The organism is Neorhizobium galegae (assembly GCF_021391675.1).
Taxonomy (GTDB): domain Bacteria; phylum Pseudomonadota; class Alphaproteobacteria; order Rhizobiales; family Rhizobiaceae; genus Neorhizobium; species Neorhizobium galegae_B.
The window spans coordinates 1,207,279-1,231,709 of record NZ_CP090096.1 but is presented as its reverse complement, the minus strand read 5'-3'; the positions used below and the strand labels follow the sequence as shown (position 1 = coordinate 1,231,709).

Annotated in this window: 27 protein-coding genes; 14 read left to right on the top strand and 13 right to left on the bottom strand. The window is 62.1% G+C overall.

Translation table 11 applies throughout. The features are described from left to right. Positions 1–69: 69 nt before the first annotated feature. The 5 genes from LZK81_RS28560 to LZK81_RS28540 form a co-directional block, all read right to left on the bottom strand. Positions 70–1,446 (bottom strand): LLM class flavin-dependent oxidoreductase, encoded by a 1,377-nt coding sequence (locus LZK81_RS28560; protein ID WP_233957852.1) that lies wholly within the window; start codon positions 1,444–1,446, stop codon positions 70–72. A gap of 72 nt (positions 1,447–1,518) precedes the next feature. After that, positions 1,519–2,268: an ABC transporter ATP-binding protein gene (locus tag LZK81_RS28555; protein WP_233957366.1), complete on the bottom strand. Its 750-nt coding sequence runs from the start codon at positions 2,266–2,268 to the stop codon at positions 1,519–1,521. After that, positions 2,244–3,125 (bottom strand): ABC transporter permease, encoded by an 882-nt coding sequence (locus LZK81_RS28550; protein ID WP_233957365.1) that lies wholly within the window; start codon positions 3,123–3,125, stop codon positions 2,244–2,246. The genes LZK81_RS28555 and LZK81_RS28550 overlap by 25 nt, the downstream gene beginning before the upstream one ends. A gap of 33 nt (positions 3,126–3,158) precedes the next feature. Further along, complete coding sequence (locus LZK81_RS28545) at positions 3,159–4,184, bottom strand: ABC transporter substrate-binding protein (protein WP_233957364.1); 1,026 nt, start codon at positions 4,182–4,184, stop codon at positions 3,159–3,161. A 269-nt stretch (positions 4,185–4,453) separates the two neighbouring features. Beyond that, the gene (locus LZK81_RS28540) at positions 4,454–5,350 is read right to left on the bottom strand and encodes a helix-turn-helix domain-containing protein (RefSeq protein WP_233957851.1); all 897 of its coding nucleotides are present in this window, start codon (positions 5,348–5,350) and stop codon (positions 4,454–4,456) included. Between the two features lie 118 nt (positions 5,351–5,468). On the opposite strand from LZK81_RS28540, the gene pobA reads away from it, so the two are divergent. After that, on the top strand, positions 5,469–6,641 hold the full coding sequence (gene pobA / locus LZK81_RS28535; protein WP_233957363.1) for a 4-hydroxybenzoate 3-monooxygenase: 1,173 nt from the start codon (positions 5,469–5,471) through the stop codon (positions 6,639–6,641). Positions 6,642–6,704: 63 nt separating this feature from the next. On the opposite strand, the gene LZK81_RS28530 is transcribed toward pobA, so the two are convergent. Both LZK81_RS28530 and LZK81_RS28525 read right to left on the bottom strand, forming a co-directional pair. Continuing rightward, entirely contained in the window at positions 6,705–6,953 is a 249-nt protein-coding gene (locus tag LZK81_RS28530; RefSeq protein WP_233957362.1) for a WGR domain-containing protein, read from the bottom strand. Positions 6,954–7,038: 85 nt separating this feature from the next. Beyond that, positions 7,039–7,794, bottom strand: a complete 756-nt coding sequence (locus LZK81_RS28525) for an IclR family transcriptional regulator (protein WP_233957361.1) — start codon at positions 7,792–7,794, stop codon at positions 7,039–7,041. A 209-nt stretch (positions 7,795–8,003) separates the two neighbouring features. Between LZK81_RS28525 and LZK81_RS28520 the strand changes: the two genes are divergently transcribed. From LZK81_RS28520 to pcaF, 3 genes are read left to right on the top strand one after another with little or no spacing between them, the layout of a single operon-like run. Next, positions 8,004–8,726 carry a 3-oxoacid CoA-transferase subunit A gene (locus tag LZK81_RS28520; protein ID WP_233957360.1) on the top strand — a complete coding sequence of 241 codons (723 nt, stop codon included), beginning with the start codon at positions 8,004–8,006 and terminating at the stop codon, positions 8,724–8,726. Then, positions 8,723–9,412, top strand: coding sequence for a CoA transferase subunit B (locus LZK81_RS28515; protein WP_233957359.1), 690 nt, complete (start codon positions 8,723–8,725; stop codon positions 9,410–9,412). Before LZK81_RS28520 ends, LZK81_RS28515 begins: the two co-directional genes overlap by 4 nt. Positions 9,413–9,423: 11 nt before the next feature. Then, positions 9,424–10,629, top strand: a complete 1,206-nt coding sequence (gene pcaF, locus LZK81_RS28510) for a 3-oxoadipyl-CoA thiolase (RefSeq protein ID WP_233957358.1) — start codon at positions 9,424–9,426, stop codon at positions 10,627–10,629. Positions 10,630–10,735: 106 nt separating this feature from the next. Here pcaF and LZK81_RS28505 read toward each other — a convergent pair whose 3' ends face one another. Then, the gene (locus LZK81_RS28505) at positions 10,736–11,746 is read right to left on the bottom strand and encodes a DUF7256 domain-containing protein (RefSeq protein ID WP_233957357.1); all 1,011 of its coding nucleotides are present in this window, start codon (positions 11,744–11,746) and stop codon (positions 10,736–10,738) included. Positions 11,747–12,015: 269 nt separating this feature from the next. Here LZK81_RS28505 and LZK81_RS28500 point away from each other — a divergent pair, with 269 nt between their 5' ends. Beyond that, positions 12,016–12,477, top strand: a complete 462-nt coding sequence (locus tag LZK81_RS28500; protein WP_233957356.1) for a group III truncated hemoglobin — start codon at positions 12,016–12,018, stop codon at positions 12,475–12,477. Between the two features lie 24 nt (positions 12,478–12,501). Here LZK81_RS28500 and recX read toward each other — a convergent pair whose 3' ends face one another. From recX to LZK81_RS28485, 3 genes are all read right to left on the bottom strand, one after another. After that, on the bottom strand, positions 12,502–13,014 hold the full coding sequence (recX, locus tag LZK81_RS28495) for a recombination regulator RecX (RefSeq protein WP_233957355.1): 513 nt from the start codon (positions 13,012–13,014) through the stop codon (positions 12,502–12,504). Between the two features lie 147 nt (positions 13,015–13,161). Continuing rightward, positions 13,162–13,884 (bottom strand): L,D-transpeptidase, encoded by a 723-nt coding sequence (locus LZK81_RS28490; protein WP_233957354.1) that lies wholly within the window; start codon positions 13,882–13,884, stop codon positions 13,162–13,164. 121 nt (positions 13,885–14,005) lie between these two features. Then, positions 14,006–15,535, bottom strand: coding sequence for a S10 family peptidase (locus LZK81_RS28485; RefSeq protein ID WP_233957353.1), 1,530 nt, complete (start codon positions 15,533–15,535; stop codon positions 14,006–14,008). Positions 15,536–15,845: 310 nt separating this feature from the next. Here LZK81_RS28485 and LZK81_RS28480 point away from each other — a divergent pair, with 310 nt between their 5' ends. From LZK81_RS28480 to LZK81_RS28455, 6 genes are all read left to right on the top strand, one after another. Beyond that, positions 15,846–16,796, top strand: a complete 951-nt coding sequence (locus LZK81_RS28480; protein WP_233957352.1) for a DUF1403 family protein — start codon at positions 15,846–15,848, stop codon at positions 16,794–16,796. A gap of 2 nt (positions 16,797–16,798) precedes the next feature. Beyond that, entirely contained in the window at positions 16,799–17,443 is a 645-nt protein-coding gene (gene scpB / locus LZK81_RS28475; RefSeq protein ID WP_233957351.1) for an SMC-Scp complex subunit ScpB, read from the top strand. Between the two features lie 75 nt (positions 17,444–17,518). After that, positions 17,519–17,887 (top strand): antitoxin Xre/MbcA/ParS toxin-binding domain-containing protein, encoded by a 369-nt coding sequence (locus LZK81_RS28470; RefSeq protein ID WP_233957350.1) that lies wholly within the window; start codon positions 17,519–17,521, stop codon positions 17,885–17,887. Then, positions 17,880–18,395: an RES family NAD+ phosphorylase gene (locus tag LZK81_RS28465; protein ID WP_233957349.1), complete on the top strand. Its 516-nt coding sequence runs from the start codon at positions 17,880–17,882 to the stop codon at positions 18,393–18,395. Before LZK81_RS28470 ends, LZK81_RS28465 begins: the two co-directional genes overlap by 8 nt. A 175-nt stretch (positions 18,396–18,570) precedes the next feature. Further along, the gene (locus LZK81_RS28460; protein WP_233957348.1) at positions 18,571–20,277 is read left to right on the top strand and encodes a sensor histidine kinase; all 1,707 of its coding nucleotides are present in this window, start codon (positions 18,571–18,573) and stop codon (positions 20,275–20,277) included. Between the two features lie 11 nt (positions 20,278–20,288). Then, positions 20,289–20,690: a response regulator transcription factor gene (locus LZK81_RS28455; RefSeq protein WP_046605980.1), complete on the top strand. Its 402-nt coding sequence runs from the start codon at positions 20,289–20,291 to the stop codon at positions 20,688–20,690. A gap of 271 nt (positions 20,691–20,961) precedes the next feature. On the opposite strand, the gene LZK81_RS28450 is transcribed toward LZK81_RS28455, so the two are convergent. Both LZK81_RS28450 and LZK81_RS28445 read right to left on the bottom strand, forming a co-directional pair. Further along, positions 20,962–21,441, bottom strand: a complete 480-nt coding sequence (locus tag LZK81_RS28450) for a MarR family winged helix-turn-helix transcriptional regulator (RefSeq protein WP_233957347.1) — start codon at positions 21,439–21,441, stop codon at positions 20,962–20,964. Between the two features lie 98 nt (positions 21,442–21,539). Further along, positions 21,540–22,346 (bottom strand): IclR family transcriptional regulator, encoded by an 807-nt coding sequence (locus tag LZK81_RS28445; RefSeq protein WP_233957346.1) that lies wholly within the window; start codon positions 22,344–22,346, stop codon positions 21,540–21,542. Positions 22,347–22,440: 94 nt separating this feature from the next. Between LZK81_RS28445 and LZK81_RS28440 the strand changes: the two genes are divergently transcribed. Genes LZK81_RS28440 through LZK81_RS28430 form a run of 3 tightly spaced genes read left to right on the top strand, consistent with a single transcriptional unit; the run spans position 22,441 to position 24,394 of the window. Further along, positions 22,441–22,806 (top strand): Rieske (2Fe-2S) protein, encoded by a 366-nt coding sequence (locus tag LZK81_RS28440; RefSeq protein WP_046605982.1) that lies wholly within the window; start codon positions 22,441–22,443, stop codon positions 22,804–22,806. Then, the gene (locus LZK81_RS28435; RefSeq protein WP_037084912.1) at positions 22,793–23,128 is read left to right on the top strand and encodes a hypothetical protein; all 336 of its coding nucleotides are present in this window, start codon (positions 22,793–22,795) and stop codon (positions 23,126–23,128) included. The genes LZK81_RS28440 and LZK81_RS28435 overlap by 14 nt, the downstream gene beginning before the upstream one ends. 36 nt (positions 23,129–23,164) lie before the next feature. After that, positions 23,165–24,394: an amidohydrolase family protein gene (locus LZK81_RS28430; RefSeq protein WP_007761608.1), complete on the top strand. Its 1,230-nt coding sequence runs from the start codon at positions 23,165–23,167 to the stop codon at positions 24,392–24,394. The last annotated feature ends 37 nt before the right edge of the window (positions 24,395–24,431 follow it).

Here is a 24,431-nt window from a genome sequence, read left to right as displayed (position 1 = left end):
GGTCCTGGCCGAGAAGTATTGGCAATGCCGCCATCTTCAAGGCCAGGAGATTTAACATGGTCGGGGCATTTATACGGCTGCCCGAGCCTCCGGCTCAAGCTGTGACTGAAGCACGAAGCCGTTCTGCGGGCGCTTGAGACCGAGGTTCTCCCGCAGGGTCGTTCCTTCATATTCATGCCGGAAAAGGCCGCGCTTGCGCAGGATCGGCACGACCTGATCGACGAAGTCCGTCAATCCGGCGGGCAGGATCGGCGGCATGATATTGAAGGCGTCGGCAGCGCCATTCTCGAACCATTGCTGCATCGCGTCGGCAATCTGTTCCGGCGTGCCGATCACCGTGCGATGGCCGCGGGCGGTCGCGACGGCCAGATAGAACTGGCGCAGCGTCAGATTGTTTCGCGATACCAGATCGGTGACCAGCTTGAGCCGGCTCTTGTTGAGCTCCGTATCCTGCGGCAGGGGCGGAGCGGGATCGTCCAGCGAATAACCGGAAAGGTCGACGCCCTTGTAGTGGCGGGCGAGGATATTCCAGGCGATCGAGGGGTGAACGAGCGACTGGATATAGTCGTAGTTCTCCTGTGCTTGCCTTTCGGTGCCGCCGAGAACGGGAAATATGCCGGGACTGATCAAGAGATCGTCCTGGCTGCGCCCATAGCGGGCAAGCCGTCCCTTGACGTCGGAATAGAATTCCTGGGCGTCCTCGAGCGTCTGGTTTGCTGTGAAGATCATCTCGGCGGTTCGGGCGGCCAGCTCTCGGCCCGGCTCCGATGCGCCGGCCTGGACGATGACCGGGTAGCCCTGCACGGGACGGCCGACATTGAGCGGACCGGTGACCGAGAAGAACTGACCCTTGTGGTCGACGAGATGCACCTTGTCCGGGTCGAGATAGACGCCGCTTTCCTTGTCGTGGATAAAGGCATCATCCTCGTAACTATCCCACAGCCCTTTCACCAGGTCGACGAATTCCTCGGCGCGCGCGTAGCGGTCGGCGTGGGCGGGATGGCCCGGGATGGAGAAGTTCTTGGAAACGTCCGCGCCCGTCGTCACCACGTTCCAAGCCGCCCGGCCCTTGGAGATATAGTCGAGCGAGGCGAATTTGCGGGCCAGAAGATAAGGATCCTCATAGGTGGTGGATGCGGTGGCGACGAAGCCGATATGGCTCGTGGCCTGCGACAGCGCGGCCCACAGGGTCACCGGTTCGAAATGGGCACCCTGCGAGGAACGCCGAAGCGCCTCCGGGTCCTTGGCGCGCTCCCAGCCGGCCGGACTGTCGGCCACGAAGACCAGATCGAACTTGCCCCGTTCCGCCGTCTGCGCCAGTTCGCGGTAGTGATCGATATTCAGTCCCGCGTCGGCCTGCGAGGCCGGATGGCGCCAGGCTGCCACATGATGGCCCGTCGCCATGATGAAGGCCCCAAGCCGCATTTGTCTCTTCTGTTTACTCATTGACGTGTCCCCGTTCGAGGCGTTGAGATTGAGCTGACCCTTGCTGGTCATGATGACAACTTCCGTTGGATTTCAGGCGGCTCGCCGTCCGGGAGTTTCAACCCCGAGGCGGCTCAAAAGCTGGGTGCGAATCTTTGCGAAGCGCGGATCGCCGTGATCGCACGGCGTCGGCAGATCGATCCGCAGGTCCTCGATCAGATGGCCCTCGTCGAGAACCAGTATCCGGTCGGCGAGCGAGATTGCCTCGTCGACGTCGTGGGTGACGAGCAACACGGCCGGCCGGTGCCTTGCGCACAATTCCCGCAGCAGGTCGTGCATCTTCAGTCGCGTCAGTGCGTCGAGGGCGCCGAACGGCTCGTCGGCCAGAAGCAGGGACGGCTGGCGGACCAGCGAGCGTGCAAGGGCGACCCTCTGCTGCTCGCCGCCCGAGAGCTGGTTGGGCCAGGCCGCCTCGCGCCCCTCGAGGCCTACCTCGGCCAATGCCTTTCTGCCTGCTTCCTGCCCGGCAGCCCCCGGCAGACCGAGCGTGACGTTCTGGATGACTGTGCGCCAGGGCAGAAGACGGGCATCCTGGAAAACCACCGAGAGATTGTCCGGAGTTTCAAGCGTCCCGGTTCCCTCAACGTCGTGATCGAGGCCGGCGAGTGCCTTGAGGAAGGTGCTTTTGCCGGAGCCGCTCCTGCCGAGCAGGGCAACGAATTCCCCTTCGGCGATGTCGAGATCCACGCGATCCAGGATCGTCTTGGTGGCGAACCGGCGCATGAGGTTCCTGACATGCACGGTTCTGGATGCGGATTTCAGTTGGCTAGAGTGCGGCGCCATGAGAGGACCCTCCGTTCGAGCAGGCGGACGAGACCGTCCGAGACGAGGCCGAGCATCACGTAGACGACCAGGCCGACGAGGATGACATCGGTTTGCCCATAGTTGCGGGCGAGTTCGATCATGTAGCCGAGCCCGCTGGTGGCGTTGATCTGCTCGACCACGACAAGCGAAACCCAGCAGAGGGTGACGGCAAACCGCAGGCCCAGGAGAAAGCCGGGCAATGCGCCGGGCAGCACCACCTGGAAGATGAAGTCCTTCTGGCTCATGCGCAGGGTCTCGGCCAGTTCGACATAGCGGCTGTCGATGCTGCGCAGGGCGTTATGGGTGTGGATGTAGATGGGTATGATCACGGCAAGGGCGATCGTCGTGACCTTCATGCCCTCGCCGATGCCGAACCACAGGATCAGCAGGGGGATCAGAGCCAGCGTCGGGATGGCACGCTTGATCTGGACGGGACCGTCGATCAGCGCTTCGCCGATCCGGGAAAGACCGGCGGTGACGGCAAGGATCGTGCCGATGACGAGGCCGATGCTGAGGCCCAGCAGGGCGCGTGTGGCCGACGTCACGAAATTGTCCTGCAGCCGCCCCTGTTCGATGAGCCTTCCGAAGGCCTCGATGACCGTCCATGGGGCGGACAGGATCCGCGGATCGATCCACCCGAGTGCCGAGCCGGCCACCCAGAGCAGCACCAGCAATGCCGGCCCGATCTGCAGTCCGAAGGGTATCGCCGGTCCCGGTCCTAGTCTACGGCGGCTCCGGGACGTGCGGGGCCTCGCCACGGCTGGAACGGTATATGCATTTTCACGGCTGGAAGCCCGGGATGATTTCGCCTCATCCGCATCCCAAATGGTTGCCATGCTTCAGATCTCCTCTTGGATGATGCAGGGGGATTACTGGCTCTTCGCCAAGGCGGCGGAGGCGGTCTTTTCGAACCGGTTGTCGAAGATCTTTTCCACGTCGAAGGGCTTGTAGCCGAGCTCCGCCGCCAACAGGTTGATCGTCTCCTGGTGGCGCTTTTTCACCTCGCTCCAATCTCCGGAAACAACCTGCTCCCCGGTCAGCTTGACGAGAAACTCGCCGTCTTCCTGGCTCAGACCCTGCTGGCCGACATAATATTCCTTGATCCAGATCTCCGGGTTCTTGTTCACCCACTCGGTGGCACGTGCCCAGAGCCCGACATATTCGGCGAGAGCCGCGGCCTTTGCCGGATCGTCCAGCACCCATTGCGGTGCATAGAGGTGAGCTGGATCATCGCGCAGTCCGTGTTCGACGAGCATCGCGCCATCTGAGCCGTACTGGGCGATGTAGCGCCGGATGTAGACGCCCCCGAGCGGCGCCACATCGACCTGTTTGCTGGCCAGCGCCTTCGGATAGACGTCGCCGGTGCTCGGCAGTTCTACCAGCGTGACGTCGCTTTTCTTGAGGCCTGCGGCATGGAGTGCGCGGAGAACGAGTGCTCCCTGGGCCTGGCCGGGGCTGAAGGCGATGCGCTTGCCGCGGAAATCGGCCAGCGTCTTGATGCCGGCGCCTGGCGCCACTCCGAAACGGTAGATGGGATTGGCAATCGGGTCGCGGCGTTCGCGATAGGCGATGTTGCGAACGGGCAGGTTGTTCCAGTTGGCGAAGATCGAGGGAATTTCTGCAACTGACCCGACGTCGAGTGCCTTTGCGCGGAATGCTTCCGAGGTTTGCGGGCCGCCACTGATATTTGCCCATTTGACTTCGAACGACAGCTCCTTGATCAAGCCTGAGACTTCCAGCGCCTTTTGCGTCACCGGATCCCCGATCGTCAGGACCGTCCCGGGCGGCACCTTCGGAAGAAGGGGCGCGTTCGTCTGGGCCACGACCACCCCGTTCATGGTGCCGAAGGCAAGCAGGCTGAGCAGCGCCATTCTCACAGTTTTTACCAATGTCATCGTTGATCTTCCCCTCATCGGTTGCAGGACACGAAAGTCGATGCACGGAAGGGTGAGATATTTTCTATAAAAGAAATAGACTATTTAATTTAAGAATGCGCCGGATAGTGAAATATCATCCCAACATGTCGACCATCGACACGAGAACGGGCGACCTTGATGAGACACCTGATTTTCTTGCGCTGACACTCCAGCGCCTGCTAATGGTAGCCAAAGCACCGGGACATCACGGCGGCGGCGATGAACCTCCGCGCCGCAACTCGTTGTCTTCAGAACGACGCCTTGTCCAGCGCTTGGATTTCTCGCAGGCGCCAGGCGCGCGGCGTTTCCCCCGTCTGCTTCACGAAAAAACGCGAGAAATAGCCGGGATCGGCAAAGCCGAGGCGATGGCCGACCTCCTGCACGGTGGCGAGCGAGAAGACGAGATCGCGCTTGGACTCTTCGATCAGCTTGGCGGTGAGCAGGTCGTGCGCCGTGCAGCCCGCCATCGACCGGACAATGCGGTTGAGATGTGTCAGCGAGATGCCAAGTTCGCCCGCATAAAAGGATATCGGCTTGTGCGAGCGGAAATGCTGCTGAATCAGGCCGTTCAGCATGTCCATCCGCCGTTCGCCTTCGTTCGCGGATAGCTGGTTGAGATTATCGGCATGAGAGATGCGCGCGATCAGCCTCAAAGCGAGCGTTACATAGGAAGCCAGCAGTTCGTTGCGTCCGTTGTTGCGGTGATCAAATTCCTCGCCAATTCGTTTCAGCGTTTGCACCACGTAGGCTGCATCGGCATTCAGCGGGTCGAGCGGGGTAAGGTTCGGTGTCGCAAGCCATTCGCCGAAACGGCTGCGCTCCCCCGGCTGGTGGCCGAGATGGGAACTCAGGATGGTGATGACCAGACCCTCGATATCGCGAGAGAACCGGAAGCCATGACTGAGGCCGGGAGGGACGGTGACTATCGACGGTGGCCGGATGGGATGCGTTTCGCCGCCGAAGGTCGCGTCGCCTGAGCCCGCTTCGATGTACAGTATCTGAAAGAATGCCTCATGCCGATGAAGGCGGATTTCCCACTGGTGGCGGCTGCTTCTCGACCTGATGGTTTCACAATGCAGCCAGAAATCATTCCGTTTGCCCGGATCCTCTCCGTACAACTGGTAGATCGGTATGTGCCTGTTCATCGGATATCTCCGGCCTCGATGTTCGGTTTGTCCAATTTTTTGGCTCAAATGTCCATTGTCGCCAATGGGGAAGCCGAGCACAATTTGCCAAAACGAAAAAACATTCGGGAGGAGATGCATGAGAACGCAGGTCGCCATTATCGGCTCGGGACCGTCGGGTCTCTTGCTTGGCCAGCTTCTGACGGGAGCCGGTATCGACAACATCATCCTTGATCGTGTCGGCAAGGATTACATCCTCGGCCGGGTCCGTGCCGGCGTGTTGGAGGAAGGCACGGTCGGGCTGATCGACCAGGCCGGGGCCGGCGCGCGGCTGCACGCCGAAGGCCTGCCGCACGAGGGTTTCTCACTCGCCTTCGATGGCCGTGATCACCGCATCGACCTGCATGGCCTGACCGGCGGCAAGCGGGTCATGGTCTATGGCCAGACGGAAGTGACGCGCGATCTGATGGAAAGCCGCGAAAAGAGTGGTGCTGTGACAATCTATGAGGCGGGCAATGTCCGGCCGCATGATTTCGATGGCTGCTCGCCCTACGTCACCTATGAAAAGGATGGCACGACGCATCGCATCGACTGCGATTTTATCGCCGGCTGCGATGGTTTTCACGGCCCGAGCCGCAACGCCGTGCCGAAAAGCGCAATCCGTGTTTTCGAAAAGATCTACCCGTTCGGCTGGCTCGGTATCCTGGCGGACGTTGCGCCTGTCAATCATGAGCTGATCTATGCAAACCACCCTCGGGGTTTCGCGCTTTGTTCGATGCGATCGGCGACCCGCAGCCGCTACTATATCCAATGCGCCCTCGACGAGAAGATCGAGGACTGGAGCGACGACCGGTTCTGGGACGAACTTCGCTGCCGCCTGCCCGTACATCACGCGGAAGCGCTGATCACCGCGCCGTCCTTTGAGAAATCGATCGCACCGTTGCGCTCGTTCGTTGCCGAGCCGATGCGGTTCGGCAGCATGTTCCTCGTCGGCGATGCAGCTCATATCGTTCCGCCGACGGGAGCCAAGGGGTTGAACCTGGCTGCAAGCGACGTGCATTACCTTTTTACCGGGCTGCGGGAGCACTATCGGGACGGCTCCGACGCCGGCCTCGACGCCTATTCCGAGAGAGCGCTTGCGCGCGTATGGAAGGCGGTGCGATTCTCCTGGTGGATGACGACGATGATGCATCGTTTTCCCGACACGGGAGAATTCGACCAGAGGATCCAGGAAGCCGAGCTGGACTATCTGACTCATTCGCGGGCAGCTTCGACGGTGCTTGCGGAAAACTATGTGGGCTTGCCCCTCTGACGCGGTATCGATCGGGCGTAGATCGGCAATGCTACAAACGCGGTTGCCCGAAATGGAGAGCTGTCAGTCGGTCTCCGCTTTCTGCTGATAACCCCGCTTCACCTTGCTGCGGACAAGCGCCACCAGTCGGCGTTCCGCCTCCTGCCGCGAGCCGAACAGATCGATGCGGAAACGGCCCTTGGTGCCGATACGGCCCCAGTTGCGGGTGAGCGCCGCCCCCTCGAAAAGATCGGGCTCGACGGTAAGCACGTAAAAGCGGGCCATGTTTCGGGCGGGGTCGCGGCGGGTGAGGAGAAGCGGTTCGTTGGTCATGCCTGCAGAATCGCAAGTCCGGATTCTGCCGTCCAACGACATGATTGAATCGATCCGGCCTCATCGATTCACGGCGCTGATGGGTTCAGCGCAACAGGGATTTCAGGAGCTTTGCAACCCCCTTCAGCGGCTCCAGATACCGATCCGCCATTTCGACGGCAGGGACGCTTGCTGCTGGCGCGCCGATATTGATCGCGGCGACCACCCGGCCGCGATCGTTTTCCAGCGGCACCGCGATCGAGCAGAGGCCGAGTTCGAGTTCCTGGTCGATGACCGCGAAACCCTGTTCGCGGACGCGCGAAAATTCCTCCATCAGTCGGATGGGGTCGGTCAGCGTGCGGGGCGTGAAGGATTTCAGGTTGCTCTGTTTCAGGAGCGCCAAGCTTTCGTTGTCGGGCATGGCTGCCAGCAGGACACGGCCCATCGAAGCGCAATAGGCGGGCAGGCGGCTTCCGGGCATCAGGTTGATCGACATCACCCGCTTCTGCGAGGCGCGGGCGATATAAACGACCTCGGTGCCGTCGAGCACGCTCGCGGATGCGCTCTGGTGAACCTCCTCGGCGAGCTTGTCGAGAAAAGGCTGGACGATGTGGGGCAGGGGGGTGGCGGAGAGATAGGCATGGCCAAGCCGCAAAATCTTCGGCGTCAACACGAAGAATTTTCCGTCGTAATCGGCATAGCCAAGTTCAGCCAAGGTCAGCAGGCAACGGCGGGCCGTCGCCCGGTCAAGCCCGGTCGCCTTTGCCACGTCCGCGATCGCCAGCCGCGGCGTCGTTTCGCCAAAAGCCTCGATCACCTTCAGGCCCCGCGCGAAGCCGCTGACGAAATCCGTTTCCTGCATGGTTTTCCCTGTGTCTCGCCCTTTGTCGACGCAATGTGAAGCCGCGAGGATGTGCAGGCTCCGCATCGCCAGTTCGCACAATATGTGCGATATATGAACAAAAGTCAATTAGCGCACATATTTCTTGCTGTCTTTCCCATGCTGATCTATCTGTTTTCGCGGAGGCGCGGCGGGCACGTTCGCCGGGTATAGCGAAGGAGATATCCCGTATGGACAAGACAATCGGGAGCACGGCGGAAGCCGTCTCCGAGATCGGTGATGGCGCGACCATCATGATCGGCGGTTTTGGCGGATCAGGCGCGCCGATCGAGCTGATTCACGCTCTGATCGACAAGGGGATCAAGGATTTAACCGTCATCAACAACAATGCCGGCAACGGCCGCATCGGCATTGCCGCGATGATCGACGCGGGCATGGTCCGCAAGATGATCTGCTCGTTTCCGAAATCGTCGGATCCGCGCGCCTTCACCGATCGCTATCTGGCGGGACAGATCGAGCTCGAACTCGTGCCGCAGGGCACGCTTGCCGAGCGCATCCGCGCCGGTGGCGCCGGCATCCCGGCCTTCTACACGCCGACGGCCTACGGCACCGAACTTGCCAACGGCAAGGTGATCGCGGAGTTCGATGGCCGCAATTATGTCCAGGAACGCTGGCTGAAGGCGGATTTCGCCATCGTCAAGGCGCAGCTCGGCGATCCGTTGGGCAACCTCACCTACAACAAGGCCGGCCGCAACTTTAACCCGCTGATGTGCATGGCCGCCGCCAAGACGATCGTGCAGGTGTCGAAGATCGTGCCGCCTGGCGGCATCGATCCCGAGCATGTCGTGACGCCCGGCATCTTCATCGACCGCGTCGTCGAAGTTCCCGATCCCCAGCAGGAAGAAGTCCTTATTCGCGCCGGAGTGGCTTACGCCCCAGGAGCCCAGGTATGACCGTCAACACCCGAGAAGACATCAAGCTTTCCAACGCCCAGATCGCCTGGCGTGCCGCCCAGGACATAAAGGACGGCGCCTATGTGAACCTCGGCATCGGCTTTCCGGAAATGGTCGCCCGTTACCAGCCGCCCGGGCGTGAGGCAATCTTCCACACCGAAAACGGCATCCTCAACTTCGGCGAAGCGCCTGCTGAAGGCGAGGAAGACTGGGACCTGATCAACGCCGGCAAGAAGGCCGTGACTCTGAAGCCAGGCGCTGCCTTCTTCCACCATGCCGACAGCTTTGCCATGGTGCGCGGCGGCCATCTCGACGTCGCCATTCTCGGCGCGCTGCAGGTGGCCCAGAACGGTGACCTGGCCAACTGGCGGGTCGGCTCAAAGGGCGTGCCGGCCGTCGGCGGCGCCATGGACCTCGTGCACGGCGCCAAGCAGGTCTGCGTCATCACCGAACACGTCACCAAGAACGGCGAGCCGAAATTAGTTGAAGCTTGTACCTTTCCGCTGACCGGCGTTGCCTGTATCACTCGGGTCTATACGAGCCATGCCGTCATCGACATCGTCGGGAAGCATTTCGTCCTGCGCGAAAAGCTGGCCGATATGACAGTCGAAGAACTGCAGGCCATGACCGGCGCCCGCCTCCATATCGATGGACCGGTCGCCGATCTCGTCGTGCCGAAACTGTGAGAGAGAAGATCATGACCGAAGCCTATATCTGCGATTACATCCGCACTCCGATCGGCCGTTTCGGCGGCTCGCTCTCCGCCGTTCGCGCCGACGACCTTGGTGCGATCCCTTTGAAAGCATTGATGGAACGTAACGCTTCCGTCGATTGGGAAGCGGTTGCCGATGTCATCTACGGCTGCGCCAACCAGGCTGGCGAAGACAACCGCAACGTCGCCCGCATGTCTGCGCTGCTTGCTGGACTGCCGGTCTCGCTCGGCGGCACCACCATGAACCGCCTCTGTGGTTCGGGCATGGATGCGGTCATCACCGCTGCCCGCGCCATCAAGGCCGGCGAGGCCGAACTGATGATCGCCGGCGGCGTCGAAAGCATGTCCAGAGCGCCCTTCGTGATGCCGAAGGCCGATACCGCGTTCTCGCGCAACGCCGAGATCTACGACACCACGATCGGATGGCGTTTCGTCAATCCGCTGATGAAGAAGCAGTATGGCGTCGATTCCATGCCGGAAACCGGCGACAACGTGGCGATCGACTACAAGGTTTCGCGCGAGGACCAGGACGCGTTTGCCGTCCGCAGCCAGGCAAAAGCCTCGGCGGCTCAGGAGAACGGCCGCCTCGCCAAGGAAATCACCTCGGTCACCATCCCGCAGCGCAAGGGCGATCCGGTGGTCGTTTCGAAGGACGAACATCCGCGCGCAACCAACATGGAAGCGCTCGCCAAGCTCAGGGTTCTGAACAAGATCGAGGGCGCGACGGTGACCGCCGGCAACGCCTCCGGCGTCAACGACGGCGCGGCGGCCCTGATCATCGCGTCGGAAGCGGCGGCGAAGAAGTACGGATTGACCCCGATCGCCCGCGTCATGGGTGGCGCCACAGCCGGCGTTCCGCCGCGCATCATGGGCATCGGCCCTGCGCCTGCCACCCAGAAGCTTTGCGCCCGTCTCGGCATCTCGCCGAAGGATTTCGACGTGATCGAACTCAACGAAGCCTTTGCAAGCCAGGGCATCGCCGTCCTGCGCGAACTTGGCCTGCAGGAAGATGCCGAATATATCAACCCAAACGGCGGCGCGATCGCGCTCGGCCACCCGCTCGGCATGTCCGGCGCCCGCATTTCCGGCACGGCAGCGCTCGAACTGTCGCTCCGCAAGGGCAGATACGCACTCGCCACGATGTGCATCGGCGTCGGGCAGGGGATTGCGGTGGCTCTGGAACGCGTGTGATCCAAAGCCTCTTCCTCCCCTGAACGGCCCTGAACGGGGAGGGAGCTCCCCGTTTTCCCGAAACGTGGCCGAGGGCAGGTTTGACGCCGATGGGGTCGTCCCAGATCTAGTTCACCTGCACGCCGCGCTGCTTCAACGTTTCCAAAACTCCGCGTGCGGCCGGCACCCCGGAAAAACGGCCCGCTTGTCTGAGCGACGGCAGATCGAGCAATGCCTCGATGTTTTCGGACGGAACGTTGATGCTGACCCGTTCCAGTTTCCTGAGAGGCGCTAGGTCGCGAATATCAACCTTGTCGATCATCGATATCACGGAGATGAATTTCAGGTTCGGGCAGAAGCGGATACCTGACAGGTCCTTGATATCGAAGGCATTTTCCTCTCCGCCCCAGAAATACCAGACATAGGGGTAGATCGCGGCACCTCCGTCGAATTCGATCCAGTCGACGGAAGCCAGGAGTTCGTCGGTCAGAGGATAGCGGGAGAGATAATCCAGCGCTTCCGGAATGCGCTCATAGCCCTCCTTTTCCAGGTCGACCGGGCGGCCCAGCACATGGCCCGCAAGCTCTTCCGGCGTGCCGAGATCAATCGCCTTGGCACGCAAAAGGGCAGAGAGCACTGCCAGCTTCAGGTTAACATCCGAGAAAGGCGCGCCGGGATCGCCGCTTGCGGCCGGGTAGGGCGGCGCGGTCGGCTCCCTATATTCGGCACCGGGATTGGAAATGTTGATCTCGTAGACCGTGTCATAGGTGATGCGGGCGGAAAGCTCGCCTTCCGGCAATTGTTTCCTGCCGAAACGGGTGGCACGCCGTACCTTGCTTTCCTCGCCGATCTGCATGTCGGGCACAGTGGCGCGAAGATCGGCAAGCGAAATACCCATGGGAACGCCGGCAATCGTATGCTCGAAGCGGGAGTTGAAATTAACGCTGCCGATCAGTCCCTTCCGATCGATCCGCACGACTACGCCATACGTTTTTTCGAGAATGTCGATCAGGCCGCCCTTATGCGGCGCCGGAGCCCGCCAAGCCGAACCCATCGCGTTCTCGACGGCAGACATCGGCATGCCGGGTCGCAGCGCCGCAAGCGCTGCGACATCAATCGGTTTACTCGACGCCGCCATGCCTTGACCTCCCGCTGTCGCCCACAGTGTCAGCGCAGCCCCGCCGATCAGAAATTCCCGCTTGCGCATCAGCCTCGTCTCTATCCATGAACCCCTAGCCGCTCTCGCGGCAAAAGGGATATGCTGCGGCGCGGCTGAATTTCAACGTCTTCGAAGTACCCGCACCACTCTCTGACACATCGTCGCAACCGGGCATCAGGCCTTGGGTCCCGCATCCGCAGCGCCTATATAAGGGGGGCCGCAAATGCGGCGGAACCCAAGGTTTTGAGATGAGCGACGAATTGCAGGGACGCGCGGCGCATATCGCGGCGATCCGGGAACGAGCGGAAGCGGAAATGAAGGCGATCGGCATCGACGACGCCTTCATCGGCACGCTGGTCGATACGTTTTACGGCCGCATTCTGGCGCATCCGGAACTGGGACCCGTATTCGACGCACGGCTTTCCGGACGCTGGCCGGAGCATATGGCGAAAATGAAGAGCTTCTGGTCCTCCGTCGCTTTCCGCAACGGTGCCTATGGCGGAAAGCCGGTCCAGGCGCATCTCGGCGTCGCCAATATGACGCCCGAGCTTTTCCCGAAATGGCTGGCGCTGTTTGCCGCGACGCTGGACGACATTGCTCCGAGCCCGGAGGCGAAAGCCTGGTTCATGGCGACGGCGGACCGGATCGCGCGAAGCCTGACGCTGTCGCTCTTCTACAATCCGGCGCTTGACGACCCGGCGCTCAAGTAGGGCCGAGGGCACAGCGCCTGATGTCTAGAGGTGGTGGCCCGCATCCAGCGCTTCCTCGGCCTCATCGAGTGACATCTCGAAGATTCTCTTGCCGATATCGAAACTGAAACCTGCCCTGGCGAAGGCGGAGAATTCCTTCGCCTTGCGTTTTTCGTCGAGTTCGCCCTTGCGGAACGGCCCGAAGGCGCGTTTGCGGGCCAGGATGAGGGCCGCGTGGAAATCATCCGCCTCGGCAATGGCGGCCGCCACGGTGCTGCTCGCCACGCCCTTCTGCGACAGTTTCTGGGCGATGGCCCGTCTGGACCTGCCGCCGCGCATGCCCGAGCGAGTGCTCATCTCGGCAAAGGCGGCATCATCCAGCGCCTTGTTATCATAGGCGAACTTCACGGCGAATTCGGCGAGCGCCCTGACCTGGACCTCGCCGATATCCTCGAATTTCTGACGTGCCTTGCGCGCTATGGCGTCGAAAAGCTGCTTCTCCGTGTGCATCCGCCGGTTTATGCGATAGATCGTCGAATTGCGCGCCCAGGAGAGCATGCGCGGCGTCGGTGCATCGGATTGCGGCGTCTCGTCGTCTAGATCCAGTTAAGCCTCCGACCGCTTTTACCGCCGCTTCCCTCGATGCGGCGCCGAGCTTCTTACATCATGCAGCCGCGGCGAAACAACATCATCTCGGCCGCCGCGTCATACGGCAGGAACGGCCCTAAGCACATCCTGATGCACGACGATCCGGGCGTGGTAGGGGACGCGCGTATAGAGATCCATGACGTCCTGGTTGACCAGACGCACGCAGCCCGACGACGTCGCCTTGCCGATGGAAGCCCATTCCGGCGAGCCATGCAGGCGGTAGAGCGTATCCTGGCCATTCTGGAAGATGTAAAGCGCCCGCGCACCAAGCGGGTTCTTGACGCCCGGATCCATGCCGCCGTTCTCGATGGAGAACTTCTTGAGGCTCGGCTGACGCGCGACCATCTCGTTCGGCGGTTTCCAGCGCGGCCAGGGCTGGCGCCAGTGAATGACGCCTTCGCCCTGCCAGGCAAAACCGTCCTTGCCGATGCCGACGCCGTAGCGCATCGCGGTGCCACCGGGTTCGACCACGTAGAGAAAACGGCCGGGTGTATCGACGACCACCGTGCCCGGCAGTTCGCCGGTCGGATCGACCACGCGCTGGCGATAATATTTCGGGTCGATCTGCTTGTAGGGGATCGCCGGCAGGAGATGGCCGCTGTCCTCGACGGCGGCGTATCGGGCCTGCAGTTCCGCTTCGCTCGGGGGTTCGATCGGACGGCGGGCCATTTCCGGAACCGGAGCCCGTTCAGCGGTGGTGGCGCAGCCGGCAAGCGTCGCGGTCATCGAGACGGAGCCTATCACGAAGGCGCGCCGCGACATCTGGTATTCACTGGTCATGGACCGAAAGATCTTTCTGAAAATCAACGTATCTGAGCTAGTAGCGGTTTCGAGCCTAGGCCAGCAAGGCGCGATGCATTCACATCCCGGTGACCTTGCCGTCATCGAACGGCTGGCGAATTCAATCCGTTGCCTTGGCCTCGTAAAACGCCCTGACGTCACCCGCAAAACTCCGGCGCGAATCCGGCCTGGTGTAGAACATGTGCCCGCCGCGATAGACCTTGAGCTCGGCGCGGCCGGCAGCGAGTTCGGGCGGCAGGTGGTCGATGACGTAGCGGCTGGCGCCGTAAGGCGTCAGCGCGTCGCTGTAGCCGTGGGCGATCATCAGCTTGAAGGACGGGATGACCGAAAGCAGGTCGCGGATATCGGTGCTGGCGCTGGCGAGCGAGCGCGAGTCGCCGCCACGGCTGCCGTTCCACTCCCAGCGACGGTTCACCTCCTCGTTCAGCAGCGAATAGGTCATTTCGGTCGCAAAACCCAGTTCGTTGCGGGCATAGGCGGCAAAGGCGGCGCCATAGGCGCGCGTGTAACCTTCGAGGATCGGGTCGTCGTTGCGGGTGACGGCATCTTCCGGATAGGCATCCGGCACCGCGTAGGCAGCGTCATAGGGGCTGACGATCTTTCCCGGTCCGCCCATCTGCTTTGCATAGACGTCGCCGACGAAACCGCGGGTTCGGGCAACGATTTCCTTCGGAATGCCGGTGAGCTCGGAAACCCGGCCATAGAGCGCATCGGCCGTCTGGCCGGTGGGGGAGGGGCCGGCAAGTCCTATGAGATAGTCACCGATGGCGAAACGCTCGGCATCGGCAAGCTTTTCCGGCGTGAACTGGTTGCGGCGCTCCAGCTCGGCTGCGGCGAGCGAGGGAAGCTGCAGCGCCGCACTCAAGGGATCGTCGGAATTGGCAAGAAAACGGCCTTCCACCAGCGGCGACAGCATGATGATGCCAGAGACCAGCATCCCCTGACTGTTCTTCAGAGACACGGCGACCTTGGCGGCGCGAAAACCGCCGTAACTCTCACCTAGCAGGTATTTCGGCGCATCGAGCCGGTTGTTCTTCTGGACGTAGAGCGCGATCGCCTTGGACAGGCTGTCGGCATCCTGCCGCACGCCGTAATAACCGCCGGCCGCGTCGTTGCTGGCGGCGCGGCTCCAGCCGGTACCAACCGGATCGATCAGCACGAGATCGGTGAACGCGAGCCAGCTTTCGGGATTGTCCTTCAGCCGGGGCGTCGTGCCGTTGTCGCCGGTCGCCCCGAATTCCAGGATTTTCGGGCCGGCCAGGCCGAGATGCAGATAAGCGGAGGCAGCGCCCGGGCCGCCATTGAAGGCGAAGGTTAGCGGCCGGCCGCCCTCTGAAGCAGAAGGTGCCCGGTTCCTGGCGATATAGGCGGTATAAAAGATCTTCGCCGAGCGGTTGCCGTCCTGGCCGAACAGATCGAGCGTGCCGGCTGTCGCGGTATAGGGAAGATCGCCGGAAGGCGCCTTGAAGACATGTTCGGTGGTGGAATCGGCCGGGATCAGGCTGAATATGCCGCCGCCGGCGCTCTGCTCCGTCTGGCGGCCGCGCTCGCGGTTCTCGTCTCCGCCGCGCGGCTGCTGCGCCAGAACTGGCGCTGAAAGGGCAAGGACTACCGCGAGAGATGCAATCATCCGATGAAACGTCAAACTGAAATCCTCCTTGGCCAGCCCCACCCTATGTAGGGCGGCCTGGCGATCCGCAAAACTCAACTCCTATTGATCGACGGTGGCAGAGGCATCGTTTGCCGATTTTCTGCGGCTTTGCGGCGGCGGCGCCCCACGGATAGCGGCGGATCGAGCTGCTTTGTCCCTGTGACAGATACCGGCTCCAATCCGATGTCGCGGGACGTACTACAAATAACGGTGCAAATCCGCCGGCTGACGGTGCGGATTGCCGCGTGATCGATGGCCACAAGCGCACATAAAATTTACGCTCGTCGCCATGATTCCCAAGGCCGTATCACCGAAAACGCCGTTTCAGCCCCTCCCGGCAGCTCGCTGGGCAGGTCCCCAGACCTTTGCCGCGGACACCGCGGATGCGGCATTCATGGCGGGCGGCGCGCTTTATCCGCTCGATCAGATCGTTCGGGCCGAACCCGACTGGGCCGGCGCCTGGCGGCAGCGGCTGGCCCTGAAATGCGCGTCGGCGGCGGTACGGCTTGCGGGGCGATCGGAAGACGAGGCGGCGCTGCGCGATGCCTGGCTGTTGCGCAAGCCGGGAGACGATCCCGGTCCGGCCGGGCAGATCCTTTCGGCCTGGAAGCGGCTTGGCTCGCGTTCGGCCACGCTCGATGCAGAGGTGCTGCAGGCGACAGCCGGCATGCTCGGCATCAAATGGGACGAGCCGCTGGCAACCCTCGCGCAGACTTTTGACGACCTCGGCCTGGCCGGATCAGCCGCGCCGTTTGCGGCCGCGGCGATCATCCGCGAGACGCACACGATCCGCCCGGATGCCGAAGCGCTTGGCTGGTGGCTCGCCGATCTCCTTCTGGCGCAGAAGCTGCGCTGGTCCGTGCCGGTGCCGCTGTTGATGAGCCAGCGCTTTTCTTCGGTGTTCCGCGCCGAAGGCGGGCGCGGCCGCATCCGGCCCGGCGAACAGGGGTTCGAGCGGGCGATCTGCCTGGCCCTGGTGCATGCCGCGACCGAAGCCGGCCGGCTGGCGGCGGAGATTGCCCGACGCGCCGAGCGGCTTGCCGTCGTCACGCCGAAGCTGCGTGCCAAAGGGGCGGAGGACGGGCTGCGCCTGCTGCTCTCCGATGACGCCGTGTCGGGCTCGCTGCAAACGCCGAACCTTTCCCGTTTTGCGTCGCGCCGGCTGTTCGAGCGGCTGCAGCAGCTGGAAGCGGTGCGCGAGCTTTCCGGCCGTCCCACCTTCCGCATCTACGGGCTCTGAGCATGGCGAAGCGGGCGCGGCAAATCGTACTCGACAAGGAGCTTCTCCATCTGACGCAGGAGGAGCGGCATCGCCAATGGGCGGCGCGGGTGGAGGCGGTGATCTTTGCCTCTTCCGAGCCGGTCACCCGAAAGGCGCTGGAGCGCGTCGTCGGCGAGGACTGCGATATCGAAGCGATCATCGAGGAGATCCGCGAGTCACTCGGCGGCCGGCCTTATGAACTCGTCGCGGTCGCTGGCGGCTGGCAGCATCGCACGCGGCCGGAGTTTGCCGATGTCATCCATGCCTCCGGCGCCGCCAATGCCCCTCCGGCAGATCTGACCGATCACCAGGCGTTGGTGCTGATGACGGTCGGTTATTTCCAGCCGGTGACGCGCGCCGAAATCTCGAAGATTTTCGGGCGCGAGGTGAGCCGTGATACGATCGCGACGCTGCGGCAGCTCGGCTTCCTCGCCTCTGGTCCGCGCAGTCCGACGCCCGGTGCGCCATATACCTATATCACCACACCGGCCTTCCTCACCGCTTTCGGCTTCGACACGCTGCGCGACCTGCCGGATACGGAAATGCTGGAGGACGCCGGACTGCTGAGCCGCACGCTGCCGGTCGACGATTTCGTCGAGCCGGAACTGGAAGACGACGATGACTAGCCGTAGTGCTTGAAATGTGCGGATATTGAGCTCATATTGAGCGGTAGATGATCAAAACTGGATCAGGACTTTCTCATGGCTCATGTTTTTGAAATCGGCGCCGCCGCTTTCCGTGAACCCCAGTCCGCGCTTCTATCGGCGCGGCGGGTGTCCAATCTTCTCGGCCTGACGCATGCGGAACTGGCAAAACTGATCGGTGTCGCCCGCAACACGCTGACGGCCAAAAGCGGCGCCCGCAAGGTCGATCTGGCGCTCTCCCCGGTCGTCCGCATCCTGGCGATGGCGAGCGAGATGGCCGGCGACGAGAACCGCGCGGCGATCTGGTTCAAGCACCAGCCTATCCCCGGCTGGGCCGGCAAGACGGCTTACGACCTCGTCGGCGAGGGCAAGGCCGACAAGGTACTCGCTTATCTGGAGGCGGTGCGCTCCGGCGTTTATGCCTGAATTGGCCTCTGAATCGGGCATCCTCTGGCGTGCCTATGTGCCGCGCTGGGCGCATGCGCCGCTTTCCGGGGACGGCGCTGCCCGTTTCGGCGGCCGCTGGAACCCGGTCGGCGCAGCGACCATCTATGCGGCGCGCGAGCTTTCCACCGCCTGGGCGGAGTACAATCAGGGTTTCGTACAGCACCCGGCGTTGATCGCGCAGCTTCGGCTCGACGGCGCGCGGCTCGCCGATCTGACCAACCCCGAGGTTCTGGTTGGTCTTGGTGTCGACGAGACCATCCACCGCTGCGAATGGCGGGCCGATCTCGATGCCGGCCGGATACCATCGACGCATCTCCTCGCAGAAAGGCTGCTCCATGATGGCTGCGACGGCCTTATCTATCCGTCCTTCATGTCGCCGGGCGGAACCTGCGTTACCCTCTGGCGCTGGAACGGCAAGGACCAGCCGAAGCTCACGGTCACGGACCCCGACGGTCGGTTGCCCAAAAGCCCAGCATCCTGGTTATAGTCGGGGAAGGGAGGTCGTTTCTTCCCCGTAGCGTCGGTTCAACCACCAGGACGACCATCGCCGCTTGACGTCCCACCCACAGCTGTATGGAAAATACTCCGTTCAACCTTGGCATTTAAAATTTAGCGGAATGTAATGTTTTGGATGCATGATGGGCCGAGAGAAAGCGGTGCATATGCAGCAGAACATTCGTATCACATCGCACGTCACGATCGTGCTGACATTGCTGACGGCCCTGACAGCGCTGCTTCTCGCCGGCTTCATGTGGCTTGCCTCAGCGAAGGTGGACGATCTCGCCTTGACCCGGCAGAAGGGTTACGTCGAACAGGGCCTCGACGAGCAGGTGAAAGCCGTCCAGCATGAACTGGAAAGCGTTACGGTGTGGAACGACGCGGTCCTGCTTGTCGCCAAGGACGATCACCCATGGATTGCCGACAATATCGGTACATGGATGCACAAATATTTCAGCCATGACCGCACTTACGTGTTCAACGAGCGGAACGAGCTGGTCTTCGCCATGCGGGACGGCGAGGATATTGCGGCCCTGGCCTTTCTCGACGATGAAAAGGCTGCGGCGGCCGTGCGGGAAGACATCCGCGCGGTGCTCCGCAAACGGATCGCACCCGGCGATTCCAATCCCCCGGTGCTTGCCGAGATTTTCGCGGAGAAGATCCTCTCGATCGCCGGCCGGCCGGCTGTCGTCAGCGCAAGACCGATCGTCCCGAGCAGCGACGAGGTCTCGGTCGACCCCGGCAAGGAATTCATTGCGGTTGCCGTAAGATTTCTGGATGCCAGCGCGGTCGAGAAAATCGCTCGTTACGCCCGGATCGAGACGCTGCATTTTACCACCGACGCTGCCGAATCAACTGCAGCCATTCCGGTCATGGCCACTGCCGGCTCGACGCTTGGATATATGGCATGGCAGCCCATTCGGCCGGGCCTGATGCTCATCGAGCAGATCGCTCCGGTTGGCATTGCCGGTATCGTCGTGGCCATGGGCGTGGTGATCTTTCTGGGCCGCGGGCTGCGCAAGACAACCCTCGACCTCTCCGAGAGCCGTCTGGCACTGATGCGCCATCGCGACCAGCTCGAAGAGAGCGTCAGGCTCCGGACGACGGAGATCGAGCGCCAGCGGGAGGAACTGGACAGGCTCCTGGCGCAAGAGCGGCATGTCAACGCCCTGCAGCGTCAGTTCGTCACCATGGCTTCCCATGAGTTCCGCACCCCGCTTGCCATCATCGATGCCGCAGCACAGCGCCTGTCGCGCACGAGAACGACCCAGAAGTCCGAGTATGTGGAGGAGAAGTCGGCTCAGATCCGCGCCGCCGTGTTGCGCATGGTCGATCTGATGGAGAGCATCCTCTCGGCGGGCCGACTGGAGACTGGCAAGACGACACTGAAGCCGGAACGCCTCTCGCTGGCGGAAATCATCGAATCCTGCTGCGCCCGGCAGATGGATGTTCGCAAATCCCACACGATTCACCGGGACCTCTCGCATCTGCCGCAGACGATCCTTGCCGATCGTACGACGATCGAACAGGTCTTCACCAACCTGCTTTCGAATGCCGTCAAATATGCCCCCCAGGCGCCGGACATCCATATCCGGACCTCGACGAAGAACGGCATGTCCTATGTGTCGATCCAGGATGCCGGCATCGGCATGGATGCCGAGGACCTGCCGAAGCTTTTCCAGCCCTATTACCGAGCCCGCAGCGCGACCGGGATTGCCGGCACGGGCATCGGCCTCAACCTTGTCAAGCAGATCGTTGACCTGCATGGCGGTTCGATTTCGGTCGAGAGCGTACTCGGCCGGGGAACAACATTCACGGTGGCGCTCCCGAACAAGGGACCGCTCGCAAATCTCATCAAACGTGCAGCTTAGGGAATAGCAGGATGATTACCATATTATGCATCGACGACGAAGCGGATATCCGCCAGCTCATCGTTGAGGAACTGACGGACGCCGGGTTTGCAACTCTGGAGGCCGCCAATGGGCAGGAGGGGCTGGAGGCCATCCTGTCCTATTGGCCGGACATCGTCATCTGCGACATTTCGATGCCCGTCATGGACGGTCACCAGCTCCTGGCAGAAATCCAGATGAACCACGCCGAGCTTTTCAACATCCCGTTCATCCTGCTGTCGGCCTTGACTGACAAGGACAATATTTTGACGGGCCTGCGAGCCGGTGCGGCAGACTATCTGACCAAGCCGATCGATTTCGATCTTCTGCTGGCCAAGCTCGCCGGTTGCATCGCCCGCCTCGAGAACGACCGGGCGGTCGGCCGGGCACTTTGATCTCGAGGCAAGGCGGTGTGACCAGCCTGCAGCGGGCGTCGAGTTTATCGCCGCCGCTGTTGGTCTCTCCGTGATTTCGAGTTCCGGCGATTTTCCGGACGAGGCTCGCGGCCCGAGTTCGAGCTGGTCGCGAGCCTCTAACCGTCATCATGGCGGCTGTGAGAACCTAAGAACCAACCCTATGTCGCCGTCAAATCAACGTTCTGTAAAGCATCGGCGCCAAGGGCTTGCGCGGTGATGACGAAGAACTTTCGCCGTAGGCGAGGACTTGTCACTCACCCTTCGAGGGTTCGTCGCGCTCGCGAAGATTGCGGGCGACCAGCCGACAAAGCTCGCGGAGCTGCTGGTAGCTTTCCTGCGGCAGGAAGGAAAAGACGTCCCGCTCGACGGTGTCGGCTGCCGCGTCGCAGACCTTGATCATCCGCTTGCCCTCGGTCGTCAGGCTCATGCGCAGGATGCGGCGGTTGGCCGGGTCTTCCTTGCGGGTGATGAGATTGCGGCGCTGCAGGCCGCCGATCAGTTCGTTCATCGTCTGCGGCGTGACGAAGAAGCGGCGCGACAGTTCGGCCGAGGAGAGGCCTTCGCGGCTGCCGATGACGCTCAGCACCGTATACTGGATGCCGGTCATCTGCAGCGCCGACAGCGCCACTTCCAGCCGGCTGCGCACGGCGTGATTTGCCTGGTTCAGGAAGTAGATTGCCCGGGGCTGCTGCATCACCCAATCGCTGGTGCTTGCTTCTTCGGGCTTCATGTCTTCAGCCATCACGATGCGGCGACTTTCTTCAAAACGGTTATATGAGCGGGGTAGCGGAGAAAGTGCAGCCGCACAAGTCAGGTTGGACAAAACCCTCAACTTACTGAGGCGCCGAGCCGCAGCGACAGGGACCTGGCGGCACGCAACGTTGCGGTCAGCGGCAGGGCGGAAGGCGCGATATCGAAGCCATCCTGTCGACCGAGCACGGTGACGACCGCTTTCAGATGCGAACGATGGTCGAAGACGGGGGCGGCGACCGCCGAAAAGTCCGGAACCGTGGACGGCAGCGTCGCGGCATACCCTTCGCTGCGCACCGTTGCGAGTTCGGTTATGAAACGGGCGATCGAGGCCTCCGCTTCGCCGCCCTGATGCATGATAGCGCGCAAGTGGTGTTCCCATTCAAGATTTGGCAGGTTGGCCATGAAGACCCGTCCGGTCGCCGTCGGCCACAGGCGGACAAGCGAGCCGACCTTGATCTCGTAGACGCTGTCGGAGCGGCCCTCGATCTTGTCGACCACGACAGGCGCATCGCCGTTCCACACCGCCAGCGTCACCGTCTCGCGGAGCTCGGCGGCAAGCTGCGAGATCGCCGCACGAGCAAGGCTGAGGAAATCGGTGCGGGAAAGCGAGGCAAGCCCGAGCTGCAGGGCGGCATCACCGAGATCATAAAGGCCGGACAGCCGGTCCTGCGCGACGAAGCCGGTGCGCACCAGGCTGACCAGATAACCATGCGTCATGCTCGGCGTCATGCCGGCAGCAGCGGCGATGTCGTTCAGCCGCATGGCACGGCCGGCATGCTGGATCGCCGTCAGCACCTTCAGCCCCTTTTCAAGCGATTGGATGCCGGCGCCCTTGATCTCCGGGTCCTTGCCTCCCGATTTCTGTTTTACCGACGCGTCCATGACCTCTCCGCTTGACGTCTTCATCCATCTTTATACAATATAACTGAATGACTTCAAGAATATTGAAATCATCGCGAAGGATAAGGAGGAAACCTTGGCGGAATATCTGGTTTGTTCGGAGGATGAGATTGCCGATGGCGGCCGCAAGGTCGTTGCCTGCGGGGAGCGGGAGATCGGCATTTTTCGGGTGAAGGGCGCTTTGCATGCCTGGCATAACATGTGCCCGCACAGGCAGGGGCCGATCTGTCAGGGCCGCATCTATCCTCAAGTCATCGAGCCCGTCGATGAAAAGCAGGAGGTGCGGACGCTTCAATACAATGAAGACAACATGCATGTGGCCTGTCCATGGCACGGCTGGGAATTCAACCTGGAAACCGGCCGCAACGCCGGGCCGGCCAAGTACCGCCTGCACCGGGCCGAACTGGCGATCCGGGAGGGGCAGGTCTATGTCGTCCTCTGAACCCACATTACGCAACGACCCCTATGGCTGGATCGAGGACGCCACCGCCGAGATCGAGAAGGCGACGGCCGAACTGCTGGAAAACGGCGAAGCATCGCGAGTCTCCGACGAGGCGGTGGCGCGGATGATGACGGCGGCGATCCGACTTTACGTCGCCAAGAGCGATGGCGAGGAGCGCACGTTCCGGCCGCTGACCGGCACCCGCGACGAAACGGTGACCGCCACCGAGGCGCTGTCAGCCGTTTCCGAAATCCTGCGCGCCCTGCATCTCGGGCCAATGGAACTGGCGCTCTGGTACCGGCGCCGGCCGGATGAACTTTGAGGCATAAATCCACTCTTTCGCCTGAGGAGAGCGAACATGGATATTTCCAACAAGGATCGCGCCCGCGAATTGCCGGTGCAGCAGATCGACGTCTTCACCGATACGCGCGACATCCTTGCGCATGCCAACCGGGCCGCTAAGAAGCGCGGTTTCGAGGACTGGCTGATCTGCGATGTGGATGCCCACCACACCGAGACGATTTCGTGGCACGAACTGGTGCAATATATCGAGGACCCGGTCATCCGCCACCAGGCGATGCTCTTCCACGACGAGAAGATGGGCACCGCCTCCTACGGCCTCAACGGCGACATGGGCCTCAAATACCAGGATGTCGGCGGCCGCATTCCGCACCAGGCCGGCATCCGCGAAAAGGTCGATGACGGGGTTCATCGCGATGTCACTCTCTCGCGCCGGGCTATGAGCGCGCTCGGCGTCGACTACATGGTGCTGTTCCCGACGCCGATGCTGACGCTCGGGCTGCATCCGCAGCCGGAAATGGAAGTCTATCTCGGCCGCGCCTATAATCGCTGGCTGATCGACAAGGTGCTCTCCAAGGACGACCGGCTGAAGACGCTCGCCTACCTGCCCTTCAACGTGCCCAAGGAAGCGGAACGCACCATCGAGGAATTTTCGGGCCAGCCGGGCGTCATCGGCTTCTGCGTGCCTTCCGTCCGCCACAAGGCGGTGCATCACAACGACTACATGCGCATCTATGCAATGCTCGAGGAGCGCAACCTGCCGATCGCCTTCCATGCGGCCTACCACTGGCAGGACCAGTCGCTTGCAACCATCAACCGGTTCCTCGGCATGCACGCGCTCGGCTTCGTCTGGTGCAACATGGTGCACATGACCAACTGGATTCTGAACGGTATTCCGGAGCGTTTTCCGAAGCTGAAGAGCATCTGGGTGGAAAGCGGGCTCGCCTGGATCCCCTTCCTGATGCAGCGGCTCGACGACCAGTACCTGATGCGGCCCTCGGAAGCGCCGCAGCTGAAGAAGCTGCCGAGCGAATACATGCGCGAAAACTGCTGGTACACGACCCAGCCGATGGAAACGGTGAACATGAAGGCGCTGCAGCTGACGCTGGAAATGATCAACGCCGAGAGCCAGCTCCTGTTTGCATCGGACTGGCCGCATTTTGATTTCGACCTGCCGCAGGAGATCTATGACCTGCCGTTCCTGAGCGAGCAGGCGAAACGGAATATTCTCGGGCTGAATGCGGCGAAGCTGTTCAACCTGGACCCGACGCCGCGTAAGACTTTGTGAGACGTGGAACAATCAACATTTTCATTCACAGGGACGA